Here is a 25,340-nt window from a genome sequence, read left to right on the forward strand (position 1 = left end):
TAGAATTTACACTCTACTGCTGTTTTATTTAAGTAAGTTAATGCTAAGAATTAACTTACTAATTTACCAATATTAGATTCAGCGGTTTTATTAAGAGAAATTGTTCCATTTCCACCAATTCCACCATTATTTCCTTGGCTACCTACATTATGGTGATAAAAAATATCACGATAAGAGCCATACATAGCTGTGTAAGAAAGAGGAATAGTGATTAATAATCCTAAACCAAATGGAATAACACTAATAGCGATAATAAAGAACAGTAAAATAAAGAAGAAGAACCCACCCGCTAAATTTATTTTTACTGCTGAAAGGCTTGCTTTAACCGCAGGGAGTGCCTTGTAACCATTAACCAATACAAGAGCAGGGACAAACCAATAAGCTGCGGTACTCAATGCGCCAAAAATAGCAATAATAACAAAAAATAATATAAATCCAGATGAGTTATCCATCAACATTTCAACAATAATCTCTTCAGGATAATCGCTATTGATAGCATAAAAAACATCCATCATGGCGGCACTGCTGACTATAAAAGCAAGAATAAAGCCCACAAGTAAAATGAGAAAACTAATACCGTAAGCCCCCATCAAACTAAGATAACGTTTGTTATAGAAACCAACAAATAAGGAATCAACATCAATACGTTGAGTTTCATACTGCTGATGAGCAATTGCCACGACACCTGCAGCCAATACAGTAGTAACAAAAGGTGAGATGATTGGGCCAATTAGCGGAATAAATCCAAGAATGGTTGATATAATAAGGCTAACAATAAAGTAGATAATAATAACACCTATCCACATCCAAAAACGTTCTTTTATTAAATCCCACCCTAGTCCTAACCAGCGAACACCACCTGAAGCACCTCGAGCTTGAGGAATAGGCGTGAATACCTCTTGTGGCTCTGTTTGCGATGAATTGTTGTCTTGTTCCATTTCCTGTACCTTAATCCCAATGTCTTTGTTTATAAATATAAGCCTTCTATAATATCTTTTAGTTTTGTTATTAATCAACTGTATTAAAGCTAATATAGGTTAAGGATAATCTTATAAAGACAATTTAAGTTTATTGATAATTGTATTTAATAATAAAAAATAGCGTAAAAATATTAGTTTCATAAAAAATATTATTTCTGAGATCGTCTTTTAAAGGTAAGGGAGTATAAGATGAGAAGAATGAAAAACGTACTTTTTAGTATCAATATAATGTTACTTTATAAACAAAAAAGCAGCGCTTAAAATCGCTGCTTCTTAAATTAATTTCAAATAGAAAAACTTAATACATGACCTTATGGCCGTAAGATTCAAGAATTGATTTTACATTTTCCATCGTCTCTTTTGACGGTGGATGAATACCATCTAGTTTGTATTCTTCTCCTAAAGCTACCCATTTATGTTTGCCGAGTTCGTGGTAAGGAAGAAGTTCTACTTTCTCGATATTTTTCATATCTTTAATAAACTCGCCTAAACGATGAGCAGAATCGTCGTCATCAGACCAACCGGGTACAACAACATAACGAACCCATGTTTTTTGGCCTCGTTTTGCTAAATAACGTGCGAATTCAAGTGTACGCTGGTTTGATACACCAACCAGTTTCTGATGGATCTCATCATTGACTTGTTTTAGATCGAGCATCACTAAGTCAGTGGCATCCATTAATTCATCAATCACAGGATCATAACGACGAACAAAGCCGTTAGTATCTAAACAAGTATGGATATTTTCTTTCTGGCAAGCACGGAACCAATCACGCACAAATTCTGCTTGTAAAATTGCTTCGCCACCAGAAGCAGTCACACCGCCACCAGAAGCATTCATAAAATGACGATAGGTAACCGCTTCTTTCATTAGTTCATCAACTGTGACGATCTGCCCACCATGAGTATCCCATGTATCACGGTTGTGACAATAGAGGCATCTCATTAGGCATCCTTGAAAGAAAACAATGAAACGTATTCCGGGACCGTCAACAGTACCGCAGGATTCAAATGAGTGGATACGACCAAGTACGGACATAACAGGGTTACTCCAAAACTGTCTAATAAAAAGGCCCCAAAGTAGGGGCCTTTATTCTAAGCGATTTTATCTACTTTCTCAGTAAATAAATGCATATAGTTATCTTTATTACATTGTTTGTGTAAATGTACGAGTGATAACGTCTTGCTGTTGCTCTTTAGTCAGTGAGTTAAAGCGAACGGCATAGCCAGAAACACGGATAGTTAACTGAGGGTATTTCTCAGGATCTTCCATTGCTTCTAACAGCATTTCACGGTTCATCACGTTGACGTTCAAGTGTTGACCACCTTCGATGCCTGCTTCGTGATGGAAGTAACCATCCATCAGACCAGCAAGGTTCGCTTTACGAACATCATCATCTTTACCTAATGCATTAGGTACGATTGAGAAGGTGTAAGAAATACCATCTTTTGCATAAGCAAATGGCAGTTTCGCAACAGAAGTCAGAGAAGCTACCGCACCTTTTTGGTCACGGCCGTGCATTGGGTTAGCACCTGGTCCGAATGGTGCGCCTGCACGACGACCGTCTGGAGTGTTACCTGTTTTCTTACCGTAAACAACGTTTGAAGTAATAGTTAGGATTGACTGTGTAGGTACCGCATTACGGTATGTACGCAGTTTCTGAATTTTCTTCATGAAACGTTCAACTAAGTCACAAGCGATGTCATCTACACGAGAATCGTTGTTACCGAATTGTGGGTATTCGCCGTCAATTTTGAAGTCAACCGCTAAGCCGTTTTCATCACGGATTGGAGAAACTTTTGCATATTTGATTGCAGACAGTGAGTCAGCAGCAACAGACAGACCTGCGATACCACATGCCATTGTACGATATACATCACGGTCATGAAGTGCCATCAGAGCTGCTTCATAGCTGTATTTATCGTGCATGTAGTGGATAACGTTCAGCGCAGTGACGTACTGAGTTGCTAACCAATCCATAAAGTGATCCATTTGGTTCATCACGGTATCGAAGTTTAATACTTCGTCCATGATTGGAGCATGTTTTGGACCTACTTGGATTTTCAGTTTTTCGTCAACACCACCATTGATGGTATACAGTAAGGTTTTCGCTAAGTTTGCACGAGCACCGAAGAACTGCATTTGTTTACCAACAACCATTGGGCTAACACAACATGCGATTGCATAGTCATCGCTGTCGAAGTCAGGACGCATTAAGTCATCATTTTCGTACTGGATTGAAGAAGTATCGATTGAGACTTTCGCGGCGTATTTTTTAAAGTTGATAGGCAGTTGTTCTGACCACAGGATGGTCATATTTGGTTCTGGTGATGGACCCATTGTGTACAGGGTATTTAAGAAACGGAAAGTATTCTTAGTTACCAGAGTACGGCCATCTAAACCCATACCTGCTAAAGATTCTGTTGCCCAGATTGGGTCACCAGAGAACAGCTCATCATATTCAGGAGTACGTAGGAAACGAACCATACGTAATTTCATGACTAAGTGGTCAATTAATTCCTGAGCTTGTTCTTCTGTCAGTAAACCTGCATCAATATCACGTTGGATGTAGATATCTAAGAAAGTAGATACACGACCAAATGACATTGCAGCACCGTTTTGAGATTTAACAGCGGCTAAGTAACCGAAGTAAGTCCATTGTACTGCTTCTTTAGCGTTTTGAGCTGGACGAGAAATATCGTAACCGTATTTCGCAGCCATTTCTTGGATTTGACCTAAAGCAGCGTGCTGCTCTGCGATTTCTTCACGCAGTTGGATAGTCATTTCCAGATCTTCGCCTTTTTCCATTCTTTCTTGTAAAGAGGTGAATTGGGCAAATTTATCTTTACGCAGGAACTCAATACCGTACAGTGCAACACGACGGTAGTCACCGATGATACGGCCACGACCATATGCATCTGGTAAACCTGTTAAAATACCAGATTTACGGCATTTTAAGATGTCTGGAGTATAAACATCGAAAACGCCTTGGTTGTGAGTTTTACGGTAATCAGTAAAGATTTTTTTCAGTTCTGGATCCAGCTCACGGTTGTAAGCATGGCAAGAACTTTCAACCATACGGATACCACCGAACGGGATGATCGCACGTTTCAGAGGTGCATCAGTCTGTAAACCTACGATTTGTTCTAAATCTTTAGTGATGTAACCCGCATCGTGAGATGTGATAGTTGAAGCAACAGAAGTATCAAAATCAACCGGCGCATGCGTGCGGTTTTCGATTTTGATGCCTTCCATAACTTGTTCCCAAAGTGTATCAGTTGCTTTAGTGGAACCTGCTAGGAAAGATTCGTCGCCTTCATATGGAGTGTAGTTTTTTTGAATAAAGTCACGAACGTTAACACCGTTCTGCCATTCACCTTCAGAAAAACCTTTCCATGCTTCAGCAAATTTTTCATTTAAATCAGACATGATACTTCTACCTTTTTACAATGGAACTTAAGAAATCAGTCATACCTGCACGGATTAATGTTTGTCACCGCGCAGATGCATTAACCAGTATACCAGACCGACTAGGACTGCTCCGCCAATAATGTTACCGATAGTGACAGGTAATAAATTATTAGAGAGAAAATTTGATACAGTTAAATTTGAAAATTGTTCGGATGATGCACCTACTTTAGTCCAGAATTCTGCTGGTGCAAAATTCTTAATAACAATACCTAAAGGAATAAGGAACATGTTAGCGATACTGTGCTCAAAACCACTAGCAACGAACATACCGATAGGTAAAATTAGTGCAAAAAGCTTATCAATCAGCGTACGTCCTGCATAGCTCATCCATACTGCAAGACAAACCATTAAATTAGCTAGAATACCTAAACAAACCGCTTCAATAAACGTGTGCTCTAATTTATGTTGCGCAGTTTGTAAAACATTTAGCCCCCAAAGCCCATTTGCTGCCATATGTTGACCAGCAAACCACATTAAGGCGACAAAAAAGAGTGCGCCAACAAAGTTACCAAGATAGACATTTATCCAGTTAGCAAACATTTTGCCCCAAGATATACGTCTGGTTGCTTTAGGTATAATAGTAAGAACAGTTGAGGTGAATAAGTCCGCGCCACAAACGACAACGAGCATTAACCCCAGAGAGAAGCAGATCCCACCGACTAATTTAGCCAGCCCAAAAGGAACAGATGCGGTACCTGTAGTAGCAGTAATATAAAAAACAAAAGCAATTGATATAAACATTCCCGCAGTAAATGCAGATAAGTAAGTCATTGGGATCTGTTTATTTGCTTTATAACAACATGCGTCATCGGCAACTTTTGCCATATCAGCAGGTGATAATAAATTAAAAGGGCTGTCAGCTTTCATACTAACACTCTCTTATATGTTGGAATAATTATAGCACGCAATAATAGTAGCAAAGGGGCTTACTTCTAAAATTGATATGGATCATGGTCGCTCATTAGAATCCCGTTTTTAGTGCGTAAAAACCCGCTATTTTAGCTATAACTATTTGATTAATAAAATAAAAAAATTTTTTAAAAATTATCAAAAAATTTTAGACTAGCTGGATAAATAAAGTAAAAAGTAAATATAAAGTATTATTTAAACCCCGTATGTTAAGAATTAAAAATCAAATTTAACGCCTTATTTACTTTTGTCATAAATATAAACATTACTTTATTTGTGGTTAATCTTTATTGATTACTCCAGACATATATCCATTATAAAAATAAGGTTTTTTAATTTTTGAGACCTGGTTAAACAAATAGCAATTTAAACTATAATTAAGTAATATTCTTAGTTTAAAAATTCAATATGTATTTATAGTGTCATATTAAATTCCTTGAATCGTCACTTTTGCCATATTTTGACAATTTTGTCAGATGGCAAATTTGTCATATTGACAAATCTGTCAATATTTTATTTTCAACAAAATAAAACACTCTACTTTTCAATAGAGTGTTTCAATTTAAATACACACTTATTATTCAGTTAAAATTAGTTATTATTTAATAAATAACCTTAAACAAAATAGGCTTATTTAGCCGATTGACGTTTTGCTTTCTGTAATTTCTCATAGGCTGCAAGTAACGACTGATGAACAGGTAAATTAGATAAATCAGGATCAATAGTTTGTAATCCGTAAAATGCTTGTTTACCTTGTAATGCGTTTAAGGCTGCTTGTAATGTTTTTTCGCCATACATACGAGAAAATGCGTGCATATATTGTGCTGGTTCACGTTCAGTCTCTTGTTGTAATAATAAGAGATTGTGTAAACAGCGATAATAGTTTTGACGCTCTGGCGTAAATAAAGAAGCATTAAAATCTTGAGTCCATTCAACCCAAACAAGCGCTTGATCCAGATCGCCACCTGCAAGCGCTAGCATTGATTTTAATTCGCCTACACGTAAATGGCTCCAACCATTATCTTTACCCGGAGCAATACCAATCATCTCTCTGATTCGTGTAAAGTCGTCTAAGCCATCTTCATCAAATTGACCAATAAGTGAAAGGTACTCTTCTTGAGTGCCTTGGCTTGTTGGTAGAGAAAGGATCGTGTCACGCCAATGTACACCCATAATATTATTGGCTAACTGTAAATCTTCAGCAGGATAAATATCTGATAAACCAGGTACTAAAATACGACAAGCGTAAACACCTAAGTGTGAGTAGTCCATGATATAGACTTCTGCATCACATTGTTGGCAAAGTGACATTAAGGTGTGGAACTCTTCTTCTGTCGTACCACTGAAGTTCCAATCAACAAATGTATAATCGGCATCTTTCTTAAAGAGATCCCAACTAATTAAACCACTTGAATCAATAAAGTGTGTTTCAAGATTAGTGTGATCACCGACTTCTTCATCATCAAAGCTTGGCGGATTAAAGACATCGAGATCTTTAAGACTACGGCCTTGTAATAGTTCAGTGACAGTACGCTCTAAAGCTACACCAAAATCAGGGTGAGCGCCAAAAGAGGCAAAGCATGTGCCATTTTGTGGATTGAATAACACGACACAAATAACAGGGAATTGTCCCCCTAAAGATGCGTCAAAGCTAAAGATTGGGAAACCTTCTTGCTCTAATGTTTCAATCGCTTCAATAACAGCAGGGTAGCGAGCTAAAACTTCTTTAGGAATTTCAGGTAAGCTAATTCTTTCAGTGATAATGCGATTTTTTACATAACGTTCAAAAACTTCAGATAATCCTTGAACACGCGCTTCATTCTTTGTATTTCCTGCTGACATACCATTAGATGCATATAAGTTAGCAATAATGTTTACAGGAATATAAACAGGTTTTTTATCAGACTGACGTATAAATGGTAGTGCGCAAATTCCGCGATCATGATTACTTGATTGTAAATCAACTAACTCACTACCGCATAACTCACCTTCAGGATCATAAAATTCACGTAAACGTGCATCTAATAGGCCCACAGGAACAGAATCATCTTCTGTTAGAGGGAACCACTTTTCACTTGGATAGTGAACAAATTCACCTTCTGCAATATCAGCACCTAGCCAGAAATCAGAGAAGAAATAATTGGTTGAGAGACGTTCAAAGTATTCGCCTAATGCGGAAGCTAATGCTGCTTTTTTACTGGCACCTTTACCGTTGGTGAAACATAAAGGGCAATCTTTATCGCGAATATGAACAGACCAAACGTTAGGAACAGGGTTTAACCAAGAAGCTTCTTCAATATTAAATCCTAAGTCGGTCAATTTTTGCTGAAAGCTAGCGATAGAATCTTCCAGTGCGGCATCTTTGCCAGGAATAAATGTTTGTGACATGGCAGGTTTCATCAATATTTTGCTGGTGATAGTTAGGGGCACATGATACTGAAATCCCCTGTAATGCACTAATAATTTCTCTCATTTACCCAAGGCTAACTATATTCATCACTCATAATTTATTTGATATATGAGGTTTTTTAATAAATTCGTTCGATTTATCACGGAATTAATAATTTTAAATCATCATAATTGGATTTATTTATAAACTCATAAGGGATCAGTTCGATGATGAAAAAAACATTGCTCGCCAGCCTGTTAGCTATAATCAGTGGTTCTGCTTTTGCCTTACCTAATGTCACCATTTTAGCAACAGGTGGCACAATTGCTGGTGGTGGCGATTCAGCAACAACATCAAGCTATACAGCAGGTAAATTAGGCATTGATACATTGATTAATGCAGTACCTGAGGCTAAAAAAGTCGCTAATTTAAAAGGCGAGCAAGTCGTGAATATCGGCTCTCAAGATATGAATGACCAAGTATGGCTTAAGCTGGCTAATAAAATTAATGCAGACTGCGATAAAACAGACGGCTTTGTGATCACTCATGGTACAGATACCATGGAAGAAACAGCCTATTTTCTTGATTTAACCACTGCATGTAAAAAACCTGTCGTTATGGTGGGTGCAATGCGTCCTGCAACCGCATTAGGTGCTGAAGGCCCTTTAAATCTATTTAATGCGGTTGTGATTGCGAGTGATAAAGCTTCTGAAAATCGTGGTGTGTTAGTAACCATGAATAATGCGGTTATCAGTGGTAAAGATGTTGTAAAAATGAATACGACTGAAGTTCAAGCATTCCAACCTGTTAACGCTGGTGCCCAAGGTTATGTGCATAATGGTAAGGTTCATTATTACACTGCCGCATTACCTCGTGCAGATAAACCCGCATTTGATGTCAGTAAACTGACTGAATTACCAAAAGTTGGTATTGTTTATAACTACTCAAATGCCTCTAATTTACCAGCAAAAGCCTTTATTGATAACGGCTATAAAGGTATTGTCAGCGCTGGTGTTGGTAATGGCAACTTATATACTGATATTTTTGATACTTTAGCTGATGGCGCTAAAAAAGGTGTAGTTGTTGTGCGTTCAAGCCGTGTACCAGTAGGCTTTACTACACAAAATGGTGAAGTTGATGATGCAAAATATAACTTTGTTGCATCAGAGCGCTTAAACCCACAAAAAGCGAGAGTATTGTTACAATTATCTTTAACACAAACGCAAGAGCCTGCGAAGATCCAAGAGAATTTCGAAAAGTATTAATTTAAAAGAGTTTGAATAATAACAAGGCCTCATTTATGAGGCCTTGTTATTTTTAAAGAGTGAAATGGCTAATTGGTTTTGGCTCGAGAGACAACAACTCTTGCGGTAAAAAAAGCAATTAATGGCGTTATTGCAAAAATAAGAAAGAGCCAATGTGCCGCATTTTGAGCGCCTATTATGCCACCTGGATCTGTTAACCCTGCCATATTAACCACCGTCCCTGAAATAGAGGCACCAACAGCCGTTGAAAACAATTGAATTGTGGTAATAGATGTTGCTGCTTTTTGAGCTTCTTGCCCTTGAGAGACATGCAATACACGAGTTAAATAATGAGGCCACGCCATACCAATACCAGCACCTGTAAAAAAGAGGGCTATACAAATAATGATAATTTGCCCATAAGGTATGGTTAGAACATTAGAGATAAATAAGCCAAGGATCACAATGGCTGAAAAGTTAATCATTGGACCAAAATGCATTAATCTCTGAGCAGTAGATTGTTTACTTGATGAAGACACAATGGCAGAGAAAGACCAACCTGCACCCACCAATGCTGCTAAATAACCCGAAAGCAAAGGGGTAATATGATGGATAATTTGCAAGAAGTAGGGCACGAAAACTTCTGTTTGTACACTTATCCCTAATAAAGCCATAGTGAGATATATTGGTGCTAATGGTGCAGAAAAAGAAAATGTCCCTTTAGGAAATAAACCATCATTTGATTTTTTATCAATATTGACTAACAGTAAAATAAAGATCACCGCAAATATAATAGATAAGATGTTATATAAAATAACGTTATAAAGACTACCAATAGAAATAGATAATACAGCGAGCATTAATAAAATAAGCTGTTGATAAGGTAGCGGCGCTTTGGCGACAATATTATCAGCATTATTCTCGGTAGGAAGAATAGTAAATAATAAAATAGCGTAAGGGATGCCTACAAATAAAATAGACCAAAATGCACCTCGCCAAACATTATATTCAGCAAATATTCCGCCTAGTGCGGGGCCTAATAGTGTCGATATTCCCCACATACTAGACATTAACGCCATAGCTCTGGACCAAAGTGGTTGAGGGAACATGACTCTGACTAAAGAGTAAGCAAGTGCCAGCAACATTCCTCCGCCAGCCCCTTGAATAAATCGCCCTAAAAGTAATATCTGCATTGAAGGTGCTGTTGCACAAATAACAGAGCCTGCTAAAAAGCAAATAGTGGCAAAAAGATAACTATTGCGAGGGGCTAATGCACTCAGTAATCGTGAAGTTAATGCAGAAGAGAGAATTGACGCCAGAATAAAAACGGTGGTGTTCCATGCATATAAATTAAGCCCACCGATATCACGTACAATTGAAGGTAGCGTTGTGATCGTAATATAGACATTAATTGCGTGTAATGCGACACCTCCTGCTAAAGCGAGCGATTTTAGACTATTTTTTCCATGAAGAAGCATTCCCCAGCTTGCTTCTTCTTTTTTATTTACACTCCCCGACATAAAACACTCCTAGCCATTATTTTTATGCTCTGCATATTATGCGTTAGTTCACAATAATCATTGCGCCAATTTAACGGGAATGATACAACCGATAAAGGTCATTTTGTAAAAACATATTCAGATAGGGTGAATTTGAATGAGTCAGGTATATAACTTTAGTGCAGGTCCGGCTATGTTACCGGCAGAAGTCCTTCGTCGTGCAGAACTAGAATTATGCAACTGGCATGAACTTGGGCGTTCGGTTATGGAAATTAGCCACCGCAGTAAAGAGTTTCTTGAAGTTGCTCATCAGGCAGAACAAGATCTTCGTGATCTTCTCAATGTGCCAGAAAACTACAAAATTCTTTTTTGCCACGGTGGTGCTCGAGGTCATTTTGCTGCTTTACCTCTCAATTTATTAGGCGATAAAGCAAGCGCTGATTATATTGATGGTGGTTATTGGGCTAAAAGTGCAGCCGAAGAAGCTGAAAAATATTGTTCGCCAAATATAATTAAAATTAAAACAGAAGTTGATGGCAAAATTGGTGTTAAGCCAATGAAAGAGTGGCAATTAAGCGCTGATGCAGCTTATGTGCATTATTGCCCAAATGAAACCATTGATGGTATTGCCATTCATGAAGAGCCAGATTTTGATGATAGCAAAATTGTTATTGCTGACTACTCATCTTCGATTTTATCTCAACCGATAGATGTTAGCCGTTTTGGTGTTATCTATGCGGGTGCACAAAAGAATATTGGTCCTGCGGGTTTAACGATTGTCATTATTCGTGAAGATCTATTAGGTAAAGCGCGCAAAGAAACACCTTCTGTGTTTGATTACACAGTGCTTGCTGAGAATGACTCCATGTTTAATACACCACCTACCTTTGCTTGGTATTTATCAGGCATGGTCTTTAAATGGCTGAAAGAGCAAGGTGGTTTGCAAGAGATGGCAAAACGCAACTATGAAAAAGCAACGCTTCTTTATAGTGCAATTGATAATAGTGATTTTTATATCAATCGTATTACCACAGAAAATCGTTCACTAATGAATGTGCCTTTCCAAATGTCTTCTCCTGAACTGGATTCCGTATTCTTAAAAGAGGCAGAAGCTCAAGGTTTGGTCGCATTAAAAGGTCACCGTGTATCAGGTGGTATGCGTGCTTCAATTTATAACGCAATGCCATTGGAAGGTGTTCAAGCATTAGTCGACTTTATGGCTGATTTTGAACGTCGTCATGCGTAATAAATAAAATCTAGAACTAGAATAAGAAAGCCTGCTTAAAATACAGGTTTTCTTATTATTCAATTTTTAAGATGTTAATAATTAAAATTGAGTTACTAAGTACAAAATAAATAAAAAGATAAGTACCTAAATAATTTTATATTTAATTAAATAGCATCCCCCCGCTTAATTTACTTGTTTATTGGAGTTTTTACCTGTTTATGGAATCGTTAACATTACAACCTATCGCTCATATCGAAGGTGTTATTAATTTACCAGGGTCAAAAAGTGTCTCTAACCGTGCGTTGTTATTAGCGGCTTTAGCTAAAGGTAAAACTCGTCTAACCAACTTATTAGATAGTGATGATATTCGCCATATGCTTAATGCATTAAAAGCCTTAGGGGTGCAATATCAATTATCAAATAACAATACGGTATGTGATATTGAAGGACTAGGCGGTGAATTTAAAACAAATTCGCCATTAGAGCTCTTCTTAGGTAATGCAGGTACAGCAATGCGCCCATTAGCGGCTGCATTAAATCTCGGTCAGCATGATATTATTCTTACTGGTGAACCTCGTATGAAAGAGCGTCCAATTGGGCATTTAGTTGACGCTTTACGCCAAGGTGGTGCAAAAATTGACTATCTTGAACAGACTGATTACCCACCAATTCGCTTACATGGTGGTTTTTTAGGTGGTAATGTTGAGGTTGATGGTAGTGTTTCTAGCCAGTTTTTGACTGCTTTATTAATGATGGCACCTTTGGCAGAGCAAGATACGATTATCACCATTAAAGGCGAATTAGTATCAAAACCTTACATTGATATTACCTTAGCATTAATTAATACCTTTGGTGGGAAAATCGAAAACCAAGACTACCAGCGCTTTGTTATAAAAGGTGGCCAACAATATCAATCACCAGAAAAGTACCTTGTAGAAGGTGATGCTTCATCTGCATCTTACTTTTTAGCAGCGGCTGCCATTAAAGGCGGTACTGTACGAGTTACAGGTATCGGTAAAAATAGCTTACAAGGGGATATTCATTTTGCTTCTGTGCTTGAAAAGATGGGCGCAAAAGTACGCTGGGGTGAGGACTATATTGAGTGTGAGCGTGGAACGTTAAAAGGCATTGATATGGATATGAATACTATCCCTGATGCTGCAATGACCATTGCTACCACGGCACTTTTTGCTGAAGGCGAAACGGCTATCCGCAATATTTATAACTGGCGTGTAAAAGAAACTGACCGATTAGCGGCAATGGCAACAGAGTTACAAAAAGTGGGTGCGATTGTTGAAGAAGGTCACGACTACCTAAAAGTAACACCACCAAAACAGTTAACCACTGCGGATATTGAAACTTATAACGATCATCGTATTGCGATGTGTTTTTCGCTGGTGGCACTTTCTGATACACCAATTACTATTCTTGACCCGGGATGTACCGCAAAAACCTTCCCTGATTATTTTGAGAAATTAGAAACACTTTCTCAACGTAATAATTAATGTAAAAATCATTAATTAAAATGAGTCAAAACTAAATCAGTTAAATCGGCAGTATTGAACCTTTTGGAGAACAATACTGCCGATTTTTTATTATAATTAGATTAATTTTTCTAAAAAAACACCACTTAGAAAAAATAATATTAAATAAGACTTTTTAGTGCTTATCTACTTGTTTCTTCCTATACATTGTATGCGTATAATGTCGCGCATATATTAATACTGTTTTTCTCTGTTTGAACACTATGCCTATTATATCAATGTAATAAGAGCAACAAACACAGAAATGCAGTGCCCACGAAAAGGAGAAACTCATGGCGGTTATCGTCCCTGTTATAACTGTTGATGGGCCTAGCGGAGCAGGTAAAGGAACATTATGCCAAGCATTAGCGAAAGCATTTGGCTGGCATTTACTCGATTCTGGCGCTATTTATCGTGTATTGGCATTAGCAGCTTTACATCATCATGTTGATATTACTTCCGAAGACGCTTTAGTACCTTTGGCGGCAAATTTGGATGTACGCTTTATTCCTAATGAGAATGGCTTAAGTGTCATTCTAGAAGGTGAAGATGTTTCAACTGAAATTCGAACAGAAACAGTTGGGAATACGGCATCACAAGCTGCAACTTTTCCTCGAGTAAGAGAAGCATTATTGCGTCGTCAGCGTGCATTTCGTACAGCGCCGGGCTTAATTGCCGATGGTCGAGATATGGGCACAATCGTTTTTCCTGATGCTCAAGTGAAAATATTTTTAGAAGCGAGTGCAGAAGAGCGCGCGCGTCGTCGCATGTTACAGTTGCAGGAAAAGGGCTTTAATGTTAACTTTGAGCGCCTTTTATCCGAGATAAAAGAACGCGATTACCGTGACCGGAATCGCGCTGTTGCGCCACTTGTTGCGGCGAAAGATGCATTAATTCTCGATTCTACAAGCTTGTCTATTGACGAAGTCATTGAAAAATCGTTGACTTATGCTAAAAAAAATCTGCAATTATCAGCGTAATTAATTTTTATTTCGTTTATACTAGGTAATTATCAAAATCGGGTTGACGTGTTAATGAAAACACAACAATGCCCGATGACCTTGTCACAAAGGATGTAACGAGGTATGTGAAACAACCCCATTCGGCCGGATGCTAAATGGACGTTAATTAAATTTACTTGAAGATCATTAACATGACAGAATCTTTTGCTCAACTCTTTGAAGAATCCCTAAAAACAATCGAAACTCGTCCTGGCGCTATCGTTCGCGGCGTTGTAGTTGCTATCGATAAAGACGTTGTTCTGGTTGATGCAGGTCTGAAATCAGAATCTGCTATTCCTGTAGAACAATTCAAAAACGCTCAAGGCGAATTAGAAATCCAAGTGGGCGACGAAATTGATGTTGCTCTGGACGCGGTTGAAGATGGCTTCGGTGAAACCGTTCTGTCTCGTGAGAAAGCTAAACGTCACGAAGCGTGGCTGATGCTGGAAAAAGCTTACGAAGAAAACGAAACTGTTGTTGGTATCATCAACGGTAAAGTTAAAGGTGGTTTCACTGTTGAACTGAACGGCATTCGTGCGTTCTTACCAGGTTCACTGGTAGACGTTCGCCCAGTTCGCGATACAACTCATCTGGAAAACAAAGAGCTTGAGTTCAAAGTCATCAAATTAGACCAAAAACGTAACAACGTTGTTGTGTCTCGTCGTGCGGTTATCGAATCTGAAAACAGCGCAGAACGCGATCAGTTATTAGAAAACCTGCAAGAAGGCATGGAAGTTAAAGGTATCGTTAAGAACCTTACTGACTACGGTGCATTCGTTGATCTGGGCGGTGTTGACGGCTTACTGCACATCACTGACATGGCTTGGAAACGTGTTAAACACCCAAGCGAAATTGTCAATGTTGGCGACGAAATCACTGTTAAAGTCCTGAAATTCGACCGTGAACGTACTCGCGTATCATTAGGTCTGAAACAACTGGGCGAAGATCCATGGGTAGCTATCGCTAAACGTTATCCAGAAGGTACTAAACTGACTGGTCGTGTAACTAACCTGACTGATTACGGTTGCTTCGTAGAAATCGAAGAAGGCGTTGAAGGTCTGGTACACGTTTCTGAAATGGATTGGACTAACAAAAACATTCACCCATCTAAAGTTGTTAACGTTGGTGATGTTGTTGAAGTTATGGTTCTTGACATCGATGAAGAACGTCGTCGTATTTCACTGGGTCTGAAACAGTGCAAATCTAACCCATGGCAGCAGTTTGCAGAAACTCACAACAAGAACGACCGTGTTGAAGGTAAAATCAAGTCTATCACTGACTTCGGTATCTTCATCGGTTTAGACGGCGGTATCGACGGTCTGGTTCATTTATCTGACATTTCTTGGAATGTTGCAGGTGAAGAAGCAGTTCGTGAATACAAAAAAGGCGACGAAATCGCTGCTGTAGTTCTGCAAGTTGATGCTGAACGTGAACGTATCTCACTGGGCGTTAAACAATTATCAGAAGATCCATTCAATAATTACCTGTCTGCTCACAAAAAAGGTGCTATTGTTTCTGGTAAAGTAACTGCTGTTGACGCTAAAGGCGCAACTGTAGAATTAGCTGACGGTGTTGAAGGTTACCTGCGTGCTTCAGAAGCTTCACGTGACCGCGTTGAAGATGCAACTCTGGTTCTGAATGTTGGCGAAGCTGTAGAAGCTAAATACACCGGCGTTGATCGTAAAAACCGCGTTATCAACTTATCTGTTCGTGCTAAGGACGAAGCAGATGAGAAAGACGCTATCGCTTCTGTAAACAACAAAGAAGAAGTTGGTTTTTCAAACAACGCTATGGCTGAAGCTTTCAAAGCAGCTAAAGGCGAATAATTTAAGTTATTAACGGAAGGCAACGTTAATCGTTGCCTATTTATCGGTAGTTTAGGGAGGTAATATGACCAAGTCTGAGTTAATCGAGAGACTTGCAGGCCTACAATCTCATCTTTCGGCTAAGACGGTTGAAGAAGCTGTAAAAGAAATGCTTGATCATATGGCTGATACTTTAGCTGATGGTGAGCGTATCGAAGTCCGCGGATTCGGCAGTTTTTCTCTACACTACCGTGCGCCGCGTACGGGTCGTAACCCGAAGACAGGTGATAAAGTAGATCTGGAAGGTAAATACGTTCCACACTTTAAGCCAGGTAAAGAGTTACGTGACCGTGTAAATATTTATACGGAATAATAACTCCTGTCGAAATGGCACGATGTTAGTTAACTTTCTCAAAAACGGTACTTAGGTGCCGTTTTTTATTAACTATTATTATCACTTTTAGTTTATTTTTCTGCTCCCTAATTTTTTTCTGCTCCCTAATTTTTTTCTATCTCCCATCTTGCACCTTCAATCCCAATCTTGGATTGAACGATTCGTTTTCTTGATTTTATCTCGCTAGCACCTTTCTTTTTTATTACTTTATTCTGCTTTCATTTTAATTTCTCTATTTAATTACCTGTATCACTTAGTTGTTTTATTTTTTACGAGCTTCTTCTCAAAATTTATTGTATGTAACAAGAGATCTTTTCCTTTTTATAAAGCATCACTAAAAAACGACCTAAAAGCCTATCTCTAATGAAATGGTAACATTATGATATTTAAAAAATAATTGCAGGCAAGGATGCTAGAAATGATTTTACTGAATCGAATGATAAAGTTTTTTGAGTTAAAGATGGTATCAATAAAACGAAGGTGCATTCATTCAGCCTATTTTCAAAGACTCTATTTCACGAAGTTAACTTTAGACAATATTGCTTTGGCAATAATATTAGGTTGCTTACCTTTATTAGTTCAACATACGCTTTTTAGTCAAACAATTTATTCTATTATTATTATTGTTGCACTATTTCTATTATTTATTCCTTTTTTCTTATTCCGTTTTTCAGCGATATTTCTAATTTTCTGGGTTTATTCAAATATGGTTGCGTCATCATTAATGACGAGAACAGAACAGTTTGCTGATAATATGGCAACATTTGAAACCAAGGTTATGGAGTATCGCCAATTAACAGATGGCAATATTATTATCAAAATACCCATTACGAAGAAGACGCTCTTTTCATCTTCTGTTTATGCAAACGTATATTGGCGAAGTCCGCCTAAAAACATAGCTGTAGGACAATATTGGAAGTTTAAAATTCAATTTAGAGCTGTACATAGTTATTTAAATGAAGGTGGGTTTGATAGCCAAAAATATGCCGTTTCTGTGAAGGAAACATTAACGGGTAAAGTGATGACAGCCAAGTTTATCCGAAATGATATATCACTACGTACTCAACTTATTCAGACAATCACAGCTCATTGGCAAACAGCAAAAAATAAAGGTGAAATTATTGCTTTAGTCTTAGGTGATAAGCGATATATTGAACCTGAGAAAAAAGATCTCTATATGAAAACAGGGGTTGCTCATTTAATTGTGATATCGGGTTTACATATAGGTTTAGCTGCCTTTTTTGGTTGGGGTATTGCAAGAGGTATTCAATTTTTTTTCCCTATCAGATGGATTAATCCAAGATTTCCATTAGTTATAGCTTGGTTATGTGGTGTTTTCTATGCTGCGTTATCAGGTTGGGGAATACCAGCAACAAGAGCTGTTATTGGATTAACTGTTTGGGTAATTTTACATTGGGGGAGCCGATTATTTTTGCCTTGGCAATGGGCACTTTGGAGTGCAGCACTTATTCTTATTGTTGAGCCTCTTTCTATACTTTCAGCTAGTTTTTGGCTTTCATTTTCTGCTGTGTTTGCCATTATCTTTTGGTATTGGATGTACCCATTAAAAGCTAAATATAACTATCAAAAACGGTGGTTTATTTTAAGGTTGGTACATTTACAATCTGGTTTATTAATTATTTTATTACCATTCCAATTATATTTATTTAATGGCGCTAATTTTTTTAGCTTTATTGTTAACTTATGGGCGGTTCCTATTGTTTCTTTTATTACCGTGCCATTAATAATGCTCGGGTTATTGACATTCTTTCTCTCATTTTTGCAACCAATAATTTGGCACTGGGTTGATCTTTCTATTAGCCTTGCTTTTTGGTGTGCTCCTTTATTTTTACCATATTGGCAAAATAGTGGTGCCATTCCTTTATTATTAGGATTTTTGGGAATTGGTACTATTTTAATCATAAAAATGTCATGGTGGCGTTATCATTTTATTTGCATTGTGGCTATTGGTACTATTTTATACTGTGAATTCATCGCCTCTTCACGTTATCAATGGCGAATATCTATGTTAGATGTTGGGCATGGCTTAGCAGTTATTCTTGAAAAAGAAGGGGAAGCGATTATTTATGACACGGGAATGCGCTGGAAAAATGGAGGTTCGATTGCAAAGAATGTCATCATTCCTTATTTAAGACATCATCGACTTACGCCAGTTGCATTGATCATTAGCCATGATCATCTTGATCATACAGGGGGAATGGAAGATTTAGTAAAAACTTATCCTAATTTAAGCATTCGTAGTAGTTTTGACGATCCTTCGCATTTACCTTGCTTAAGTGATAAATCATGGCAGTGGAAAGGGCTTCAATTTGATGCATTGTGGCCGCTGAATAAATTACTCTCCCCGAAAAATAATCAATCCTGTGTGATCAATATTAGTGATGGGAAATACAATATTCTGCTAACTGGAGATATAGAAAAAGAAGTTGAAGCTCAATTGGTAAGAGTAAAAAAAGATCAGCTAAAAGCAGATGTCTTACAAGTTCCTCATCATGGTAGTCAAACATCATCCACATTGATGTTTATTCAAGCAGTATCACCAAAAATTGCACTTGTTTCTGCTGCTCGTTATAGCCCTTGGCGTTTGCCTTCTGATAAAGTACATCATCGTTATAAAAAAGAAGCTATTAATTGGCTAACAACCTCTATTAGTGGGCAAGTTTCTATCGAGTTTAATCAAGATAATATTGATGTATTTACCTATAGGCGAGATATTTTGCCTCGTTGGTATCATCAGTGGTTTGGTGTTTTGACGTTTCCCGAGTAGAATGGCCGGCTAATTATTAAAAGTTTGGTAATATATATGAATGATATAGATCTATCAACGTGGCAAACATTCCGCCGCTTATGGCCAATGATTCGGCTTTTCAAAGCGGGTTTAATCACTGCTGCAATTGCATTAATCATCAATGCGGGTGTGGATGCATTTATGATTTCTTTATTAAAACCACTTCTTGATGAAGGTTTTGGTAAAGCCAGTAATGACGTATTAAAATGGATGCCTTTTGCCGTTATTGGTCTGATAGCTCTGCGTGGTATATCTAACTTTATTTCAAGTTACTGTCTTTCTTGGGTCTCTGGGAAAGTTGTAATGAATATGCGTCGTCGACTGTTTTCTCATATTATGGGAATGCCGGTGAGCTTTTTTGATCAGCAATCAACAGGGACTTTACTCTCTCGTATCACATATGATTCAGAACAGGTTGCCTCTTCATCATCAGGTGCATTAATTACCGTTGTACGTGAAGGTGCCTATATCATCGGACTATTTTGTTTGATGTTTTATTATAGCTGGCAATTATCCCTGATCCTTATCGTTATCGCACCTATTGTTGCTGTTGTTATTCGTATAGTATCGACTCGTTTTAGAACAATCAGTAAGCGTATCCAAAATAGCATGGGGCTAGTGACAACTAGCGCAGAACAAATGCTAAAAGGGCATAAAGAAGTTCTGATTTTTAATGGCCAAGAAGTTGAAAATAAACGCTTTAACCATGTAAGCAATCATATTCGCCGTCAAGGTATGCGTATGGTTGTCGCATCATCAATTTCAGATCCTATTATTCAGATAATCGCTTCTCTTGCATTAGCATTTGTCCTGTATGCAGCAAGTTTCCCTGAGATAATGGATACATTAACAGCAGGTACAATTACTGTTGTATTCTCCTCAATGGTTGCATTAATGCGTCCATTGAAATCACTGACTAATGTGAATGCTCAATTCCAGCGTGGTATGGCTGCTTGTCAGACGCTATTTACCATACTCGATATGGAGCAAGAAAAAGACACCGGTAAGCTTGAACTAAAAAAACCAACTGGTGATATTGAATTCCGTAATGTGACTTTCCAATATGTCACGAAAGATACGCCAGCACTGAAAAATATGTCATTTACTATCCCAGCAGGTAAAACTGTTGCATTAGTTGGACGCTCAGGCTCTGGTAAGTCTACGATCGCAAATCTGATCACGCGTTTTTATGACATTAATGAAGGCGAAATATTAATTAATGGTCATGATATTCGTGAATACACATTGAAATCTTTGCGTAATCAAGTCGCGTTGGTTTCTCAAAATGTGCATCTTTTTAATGAAACCGTAGCAAACAATATTGTCTATGCATGTGAAGATCAGTATACCCGTGAAGATATTGAAAAAGCGGCGAAGATGGCACATGCAATGGATTTTATCCAAAAAATGGATAAGGGCTTAGATACTGAAATTGGTGAAAATGGTGTATTGCTTTCAGGTGGACAACGTCAGCGTATTGCAATTGCAAGAGCGTTATTAAGAGATTCGCCAATCCTTATTCTTGATGAGGCTACATCAGCGCTAGATACAGAATCAGAGCGCGCTATCCAGTCAGCACTTGATGAATTACAGAAAAACAGAACCTCTTTAGTGATTGCTCACCGTTTATCAACTATTGAAAAAGCGGATGAAATATTAGTTATTGAAGATGGTGAAATTGTTGAACGTGGCGCACACCTTGATTTGATTGAGAAACAAGGCATTTATGCACAACTTCACAGGATGCAATTTGGCAAATGATTGAACGGATTTGGTCTGGTAAATCTTGGTTATATATCCTACTGCTTCCATTTTCATGGTTGTATGGCGCACTTACATTATTAAGGCGTTTTGCATATCAGAAAGGATGGCTAGCGTCATGGAAAGCCCCAATTCCTGTTGTGATTGTTGGCAATTTAACTGCAGGCGGGAATGGCAAAACACCTGTTGTGATATGGCTTGTTGAGCAATTAATACAGCAGGGGTTTAAACCTGGTGTTGTCTCTCGTGGTTACGGCGGAAAATCAGATCATTATCCATTGCTTTTGACATCCGATACGACACCTGCCATGGCAGGTGATGAACCTGTATTGATTTATCATCGAACTGGTGCTCCCGTTGCGGTTGCACCTAATCGACGAGATGCAGTAAAAGCGTTATTAGCTCAACATGAGCTTGATGTGATCATCACTGATGATGGTTTGCAGCATTACGCATTACAACGTGATTATGAAATTGTTGTCATTGATGGTCAGCGTCGATTCGGCAATGGTTGGTGGTTACCAGCAGGCCCTATGCGAGAGCGTTCAGGGCGCTTAGATTCTGTGGATGCAATTATCGTTAATGGTGGGATAAGTCAGAATAATGAGATTGGCATGACACTGGAAGGTGATACTGCAGTTAATCTTAAAACAGGAGAAAAAAAACCAGTTCAGCAAATTAAAAAGGCTGTTGCTATCGCTGGAATTGGTCATCCTCCTAGGTTTTTTAACTCGTTACATGAAAAAGGGATAGAGTTAATTACAACAAAAGCATTTAGTGATCATAGTGATTATAGTGTTCAAGAATTACAGGATTTAACACCTGACTTAGAACCCCTTATTATGACAGAAAAGGATGCTGTTAAATGTCAGCATTTTGCACAAGATAATTGGTGGTATTTACCCGTTAGCGCTGAATTAAATAGTCAATTTGTGCTAAAACAAGTCAGCAATTTAATTTACGGTTCGAAAAAAACTTGTATCTGATCTGAAACAATGATATTTATAGTGAAAATCAGGATAGCGTTACATAAAAGATTACCTACCTACAGTCGCATATCGCTTTTGTCGTAGTTCAATTTAATTCGCCACTACCCTATCTACTCAAAAGCCTTGTGTGGAGAGTTTGTGGATCTTGAATGTAGGGTTAATATTTTGTGCAGTGAATAGCATCAGCTTTTGTGCACAATGGATGATAAAAACCATTTTTGATGGTGACTAATTATCTCTATATTCGGTTATCTTTTTTATCAGTGCGCAATAAATGTCAGTATGCCATCTTTTTGTCATATTGATACTGTAAATATTTATTGAGCTTTATAATATTTATTAAGCTTAGCTATCACGGTTTTGAACATTTATATTGAATAATAAAATGCACTACTTAAATTAATGTGTTCAGAATTTAATTGGGGTTTTTATATAAGAAGACTTAATAAAAAGTAGGATGCATTTGTATAGGAAAATAAAACTATACAAAGAACAAAAGGAGTTTATCTATCATGACATTACAATTAAGAATGGGTCGCGTAAAATGGTTCGACAATAACAAAGGTTATGGTCTTATTGTTGCAAGAGATATTGAACAAGAAGTTTATGTCAATAAAAAAGCGATTGCCAATACAAAAAATAAAGCATTAACAGAAGGTCAAGACGTTGAGTTCTCTGTTATCAGAACAGCAGCAGGTTTAGAAGCCGCTGATGTTATCGGGTTTTAAATAAGGCTTAGCCTTGTTAAAGATGTAGATAAAACGATAGTTTAGCATTAAGATTAAATTATCGTTTATGCCTAATTTGAGGTAGGTAAGCCACAATAGTTTACCACCAAGCTGAATAAGTAATATAAAAGAGTCGTTTCGTTAATTAGAATGCAATAAAGATAATAAAAAGGTTAAATTATTATCAATAAAAGCTGAATGTAATTCTTTATTAATGATGTTGCAGACTCAACGATAAAAAGCCACATTAATGTGGCTTTTTTGTTGCTTATAGTAAAAGAGAAAATAATAAATTTATTAATTACTAAAATAATTTTCGAATTATCACTAAACGAGAGGTTTTGAGTATTAACGCTGATCATTCCTTATGATATCCTTTTGCCATATAAAATGATTAACCCTTGAGAGGGACAAAATGGATCACCGCTTACTCGAAATTATTGCTTGCCCAGTTTGCCACGGTAAACTTATCTTTGATAAAGAAAATTCAGAGCTTATCTGCAAAATTGATCATTTAGCTTATCCTGTTCGTGACAATATCCCCGTTCTTCTGGAGAATGAAGCAAGAGAATTATCACTAGAAGAGGAAAAGTAACTTCATGTTCACGGTCATTATCCCTGGTCGATATGCATCGACCCGTTTACCGGGTAAACCCCTCGCGGATATTCATGGCAAACCTATGATTGTTCGTGTCATGGAACAAGCTATGCGCTCTGGTGCAAACCGTGTCATTGTTGCAACTGATAATTTTGATGTTGTTGCAGCAGTTGAAAAAGCGGGTGGAGAAGCCTGTATGACTCGCGAAGATCATCATTCGGGTACAGAACGTTTAGCGGAAGTCATTGAAAAATACAAATTTGCGGATGATGAGATAATCGTTAACGTACAAGGTGATGAGCCTCTTATTCCCCCTGTGATTATTACTCAAGTAGCCGAAAATTTGGCGAGTTGTGGTGCAGGAATGGCAACATTAGCAGTGCCTATTGTTGACTCAAAAGAAGCTTTTAACCCTAATGCGGTGAAAGTTGTGATGGATGCAAAAGGTTTCGCACTTTATTTTTCTCGTGCAACCATTCCTTGGGAAAGAGATCGTTTTAATTTATCACATGATGAAATTGGTGAGCATTATCTTCGTCATATTGGGATTTATGCTTATCGTGCAGGCTTTATACGTCGATATATTACTTGGGAGCCAAGCCCATTAGAATCTATTGAAATGTTAGAGCAACTGCGTGTGCTATGGTATGGTGAAAAAATCCATGTTGCCAAAGCACTAGAAGTTCCTGGTGTGGGAGTAGATACTCAAGATGATCTTATTGCAGCCAGAGCTGCATATCGAGCACTTAACCAAGAGTTCTGATTTTTTAACAGTAACAAATAAATTTTAACGGCACTTAAATTAAGTGCCGTTTTTGCATCAGTTAGCAAAAATATTTCTAATTATTGGTTTTCTTCTTTATCAGATTGGTGACTTTCATTTTCAGGAATAGTTGCGGGTTGTCCGACAGGTTTTACTGATTGCCATACCGACCCTAAAAACTCATACCATGCACGTTCACTGTGTTGAAAATAAGTCGCAGAAGGAAAATATTTTTCCCAAGGATGTAATGGTGAAGAAATAGCCAGTTGGTTAGCTGGTGCAACGATAGGTTTCATGCCTCGGGCTAAAAAGAAACGCTCCGCACGTGCTAAATGATTGGCAGACGTTACAAGTAAAAATGGTTTTTTACCAATTAATTTATCAACTTCATAGGCTTCTTCTTCCGTATCTTTCGGTGTTGATAATGCGATAGTTCTCTCAGCAGGTACACCTAAAGATTGTGCTACCTGAGCCGCTACTTCTGCACTACTTATTTGATTAACACCAGCACCACCTGTAAAAATCATTATCGCATTAGGATTGCGATAATAAAGTCTTACACCTTCAGCAACACGAAATAAACTATTATTAAGAAGATTAGAACTGGGGGCCCAATCTGGGTTATAAGTAAATCCACCACCTAAAACAACAATGTAGTTCACATCTTGTTGCGAATTTTCTCGTAATTCATAACGAGCTTGATACTCTTTTTCACTCGGCATTAATAGTGTATCGGCAACAGGTTGTATGCCTAAAATAGTTAACAGAACAAGCACAACAGTGAGTAGGCTTTTTCCAGTTTTTTGCCAACGAGTAAACCAAAGTAGAGCTAATGCAAAAAAGGCGATTAATAAGAGCAAAGGCAAGGGCATCAGAAAGCCTGCAACATATTTTTTGAGCAAAAACAGCATAAATCATCCTAGATTGAGTGAAATACATGCAATTGATAGCGAAAGCTTAGTGAAAACTAGGGGAATTCCAAGACGTTGTGTCAAAATAGCTAACACAACAACGTTTCACTAAGTTTTCATCAATAGAAATAAAAAACCGTTTAATTATTTATAAAACGATAAACGTTTGAACGTTAATTTTTTCATTAATAAGCGTTATATTTATACTGCGCTTTGCGAATAATCTGATTCATGACTTATTTCTTGAGAGAAAACAGTCAGTATCATAGAACACTGGTAAAATTGCCGTCTTTATTTATGTACAGTGTCTCATATTTTTGAATTTATCAGAACGCAA

General features: G+C 37.7%; 19 protein-coding genes. 12 read left to right on the top strand and 7 right to left on the bottom strand.

Annotation, left to right across the window (positions count from 1 at the left end; all coding sequences use genetic code 11):
* Positions 1-50 precede the first annotated feature (50 nt).
* The 5 genes from GWJ01_RS11220 to ycaO form a co-directional block, all read right to left on the bottom strand.
* Complete coding sequence (locus GWJ01_RS11220; protein ID WP_109402619.1) at positions 51-938, bottom strand: BPSS1780 family membrane protein; 888 nt, start codon at positions 936-938, stop codon at positions 51-53.
* A 340-nt stretch (positions 939-1,278) separates the two neighbouring features.
* Positions 1,279-2,019, bottom strand: coding sequence for a pyruvate formate lyase 1-activating protein (pflA, locus tag GWJ01_RS11225; RefSeq protein ID WP_036938126.1), 741 nt, complete (start codon positions 2,017-2,019; stop codon positions 1,279-1,281).
* A gap of 108 nt (positions 2,020-2,127) precedes the next feature.
* Positions 2,128-4,410 carry a formate C-acetyltransferase gene (pflB, locus tag GWJ01_RS11230; protein ID WP_109393548.1) on the bottom strand — a complete coding sequence of 761 codons (2,283 nt, stop codon included), beginning with the start codon at positions 4,408-4,410 and terminating at the stop codon, positions 2,128-2,130.
* A 54-nt stretch (positions 4,411-4,464) separates the two neighbouring features.
* A complete protein-coding gene (focA, locus tag GWJ01_RS11235; protein WP_109393549.1) occupies positions 4,465-5,319 on the bottom strand; it encodes a formate transporter FocA in 855 nt (284 codons plus the stop codon).
* 672 nt (positions 5,320-5,991) lie between these two features.
* Complete coding sequence (gene ycaO, locus GWJ01_RS11240; RefSeq protein ID WP_161711099.1) at positions 5,992-7,749, bottom strand: 30S ribosomal protein S12 methylthiotransferase accessory factor YcaO; 1,758 nt, start codon at positions 7,747-7,749, stop codon at positions 5,992-5,994.
* Positions 7,750-7,977: 228 nt separating this feature from the next.
* Between ycaO and ansB the strand changes: the two genes are divergently transcribed.
* Positions 7,978-9,015, top strand: coding sequence for an L-asparaginase 2 (ansB, locus tag GWJ01_RS11245; protein ID WP_109393551.1), 1,038 nt, complete (start codon positions 7,978-7,980; stop codon positions 9,013-9,015).
* A gap of 68 nt (positions 9,016-9,083) precedes the next feature.
* On the opposite strand, the gene GWJ01_RS11250 is transcribed toward ansB, so the two are convergent.
* Positions 9,084-10,514 (bottom strand): MFS transporter, encoded by a 1,431-nt coding sequence (locus GWJ01_RS11250; RefSeq protein ID WP_109402621.1) that lies wholly within the window; start codon positions 10,512-10,514, stop codon positions 9,084-9,086.
* Positions 10,515-10,650: 136 nt separating this feature from the next.
* Here GWJ01_RS11250 and serC point away from each other — a divergent pair, with 136 nt between their 5' ends.
* The 11 genes from serC (at position 10,651) to kdsB (ending at position 24,092) form a co-directional block, all read left to right on the top strand.
* The gene (serC, locus tag GWJ01_RS11255; RefSeq protein WP_161711100.1) at positions 10,651-11,739 is read left to right on the top strand and encodes a 3-phosphoserine/phosphohydroxythreonine transaminase; all 1,089 of its coding nucleotides are present in this window, start codon (positions 10,651-10,653) and stop codon (positions 11,737-11,739) included.
* Positions 11,740-11,939: 200 nt separating this feature from the next.
* Positions 11,940-13,226, top strand: a complete 1,287-nt coding sequence (gene aroA, locus GWJ01_RS11260) for a 3-phosphoshikimate 1-carboxyvinyltransferase (protein ID WP_109402622.1) — start codon at positions 11,940-11,942, stop codon at positions 13,224-13,226.
* Positions 13,227-13,537: 311 nt separating this feature from the next.
* On the top strand, positions 13,538-14,224 hold the full coding sequence (cmk, locus tag GWJ01_RS11265) for a (d)CMP kinase (protein WP_098943727.1): 687 nt from the start codon (positions 13,538-13,540) through the stop codon (positions 14,222-14,224).
* A gap of 173 nt (positions 14,225-14,397) precedes the next feature.
* Positions 14,398-16,071, top strand: a complete 1,674-nt coding sequence (rpsA, locus tag GWJ01_RS11270) for a 30S ribosomal protein S1 (protein ID WP_006537421.1) — start codon at positions 14,398-14,400, stop codon at positions 16,069-16,071.
* A 64-nt stretch (positions 16,072-16,135) separates the two neighbouring features.
* The gene (gene ihfB / locus GWJ01_RS11275) at positions 16,136-16,423 is read left to right on the top strand and encodes an integration host factor subunit beta (protein ID WP_006537420.1); all 288 of its coding nucleotides are present in this window, start codon (positions 16,136-16,138) and stop codon (positions 16,421-16,423) included.
* A gap of 565 nt (positions 16,424-16,988) precedes the next feature.
* Complete coding sequence (locus tag GWJ01_RS11280; protein ID WP_237585714.1) at positions 16,989-19,232, top strand: DNA internalization-related competence protein ComEC/Rec2; 2,244 nt, start codon at positions 16,989-16,991, stop codon at positions 19,230-19,232.
* Between the two features lie 36 nt (positions 19,233-19,268).
* Complete coding sequence (msbA, locus tag GWJ01_RS11285; protein WP_109402624.1) at positions 19,269-21,014, top strand: lipid A ABC transporter ATP-binding protein/permease MsbA; 1,746 nt, start codon at positions 19,269-19,271, stop codon at positions 21,012-21,014.
* Positions 21,011-22,000 (top strand): tetraacyldisaccharide 4'-kinase, encoded by a 990-nt coding sequence (gene lpxK, locus GWJ01_RS11290; RefSeq protein WP_109402625.1) that lies wholly within the window; start codon positions 21,011-21,013, stop codon positions 21,998-22,000. Before msbA ends, lpxK begins: the two co-directional genes overlap by 4 nt.
* Positions 22,001-22,515: 515 nt before the next feature.
* Positions 22,516-22,731 carry a cold-shock protein gene (locus GWJ01_RS11295; protein WP_023581324.1) on the top strand — a complete coding sequence of 72 codons (216 nt, stop codon included), beginning with the start codon at positions 22,516-22,518 and terminating at the stop codon, positions 22,729-22,731.
* A gap of 415 nt (positions 22,732-23,146) precedes the next feature.
* Positions 23,147-23,326, top strand: coding sequence for a Trm112 family protein (locus GWJ01_RS11300; protein ID WP_004244593.1), 180 nt, complete (start codon positions 23,147-23,149; stop codon positions 23,324-23,326).
* Between the two features lie 4 nt (positions 23,327-23,330).
* The gene (gene kdsB, locus GWJ01_RS11305; protein WP_161711102.1) at positions 23,331-24,092 is read left to right on the top strand and encodes a 3-deoxy-manno-octulosonate cytidylyltransferase; all 762 of its coding nucleotides are present in this window, start codon (positions 23,331-23,333) and stop codon (positions 24,090-24,092) included.
* A gap of 80 nt (positions 24,093-24,172) precedes the next feature.
* Here the strand turns inward: kdsB and elyC are convergent, their stop codons facing one another.
* A complete protein-coding gene (gene elyC / locus GWJ01_RS11310) occupies positions 24,173-25,003 on the bottom strand; it encodes an envelope biogenesis factor ElyC (RefSeq protein ID WP_109393557.1) in 831 nt (276 codons plus the stop codon).
* Positions 25,004-25,340 lie beyond the last annotated feature (337 nt).

It is taken from the genome of Proteus sp. G2618 (assembly GCF_009915995.1).
In the GTDB taxonomy this organism is placed as follows: Bacteria; Pseudomonadota; Gammaproteobacteria; order Enterobacterales; family Enterobacteriaceae; genus Proteus; species Proteus terrae.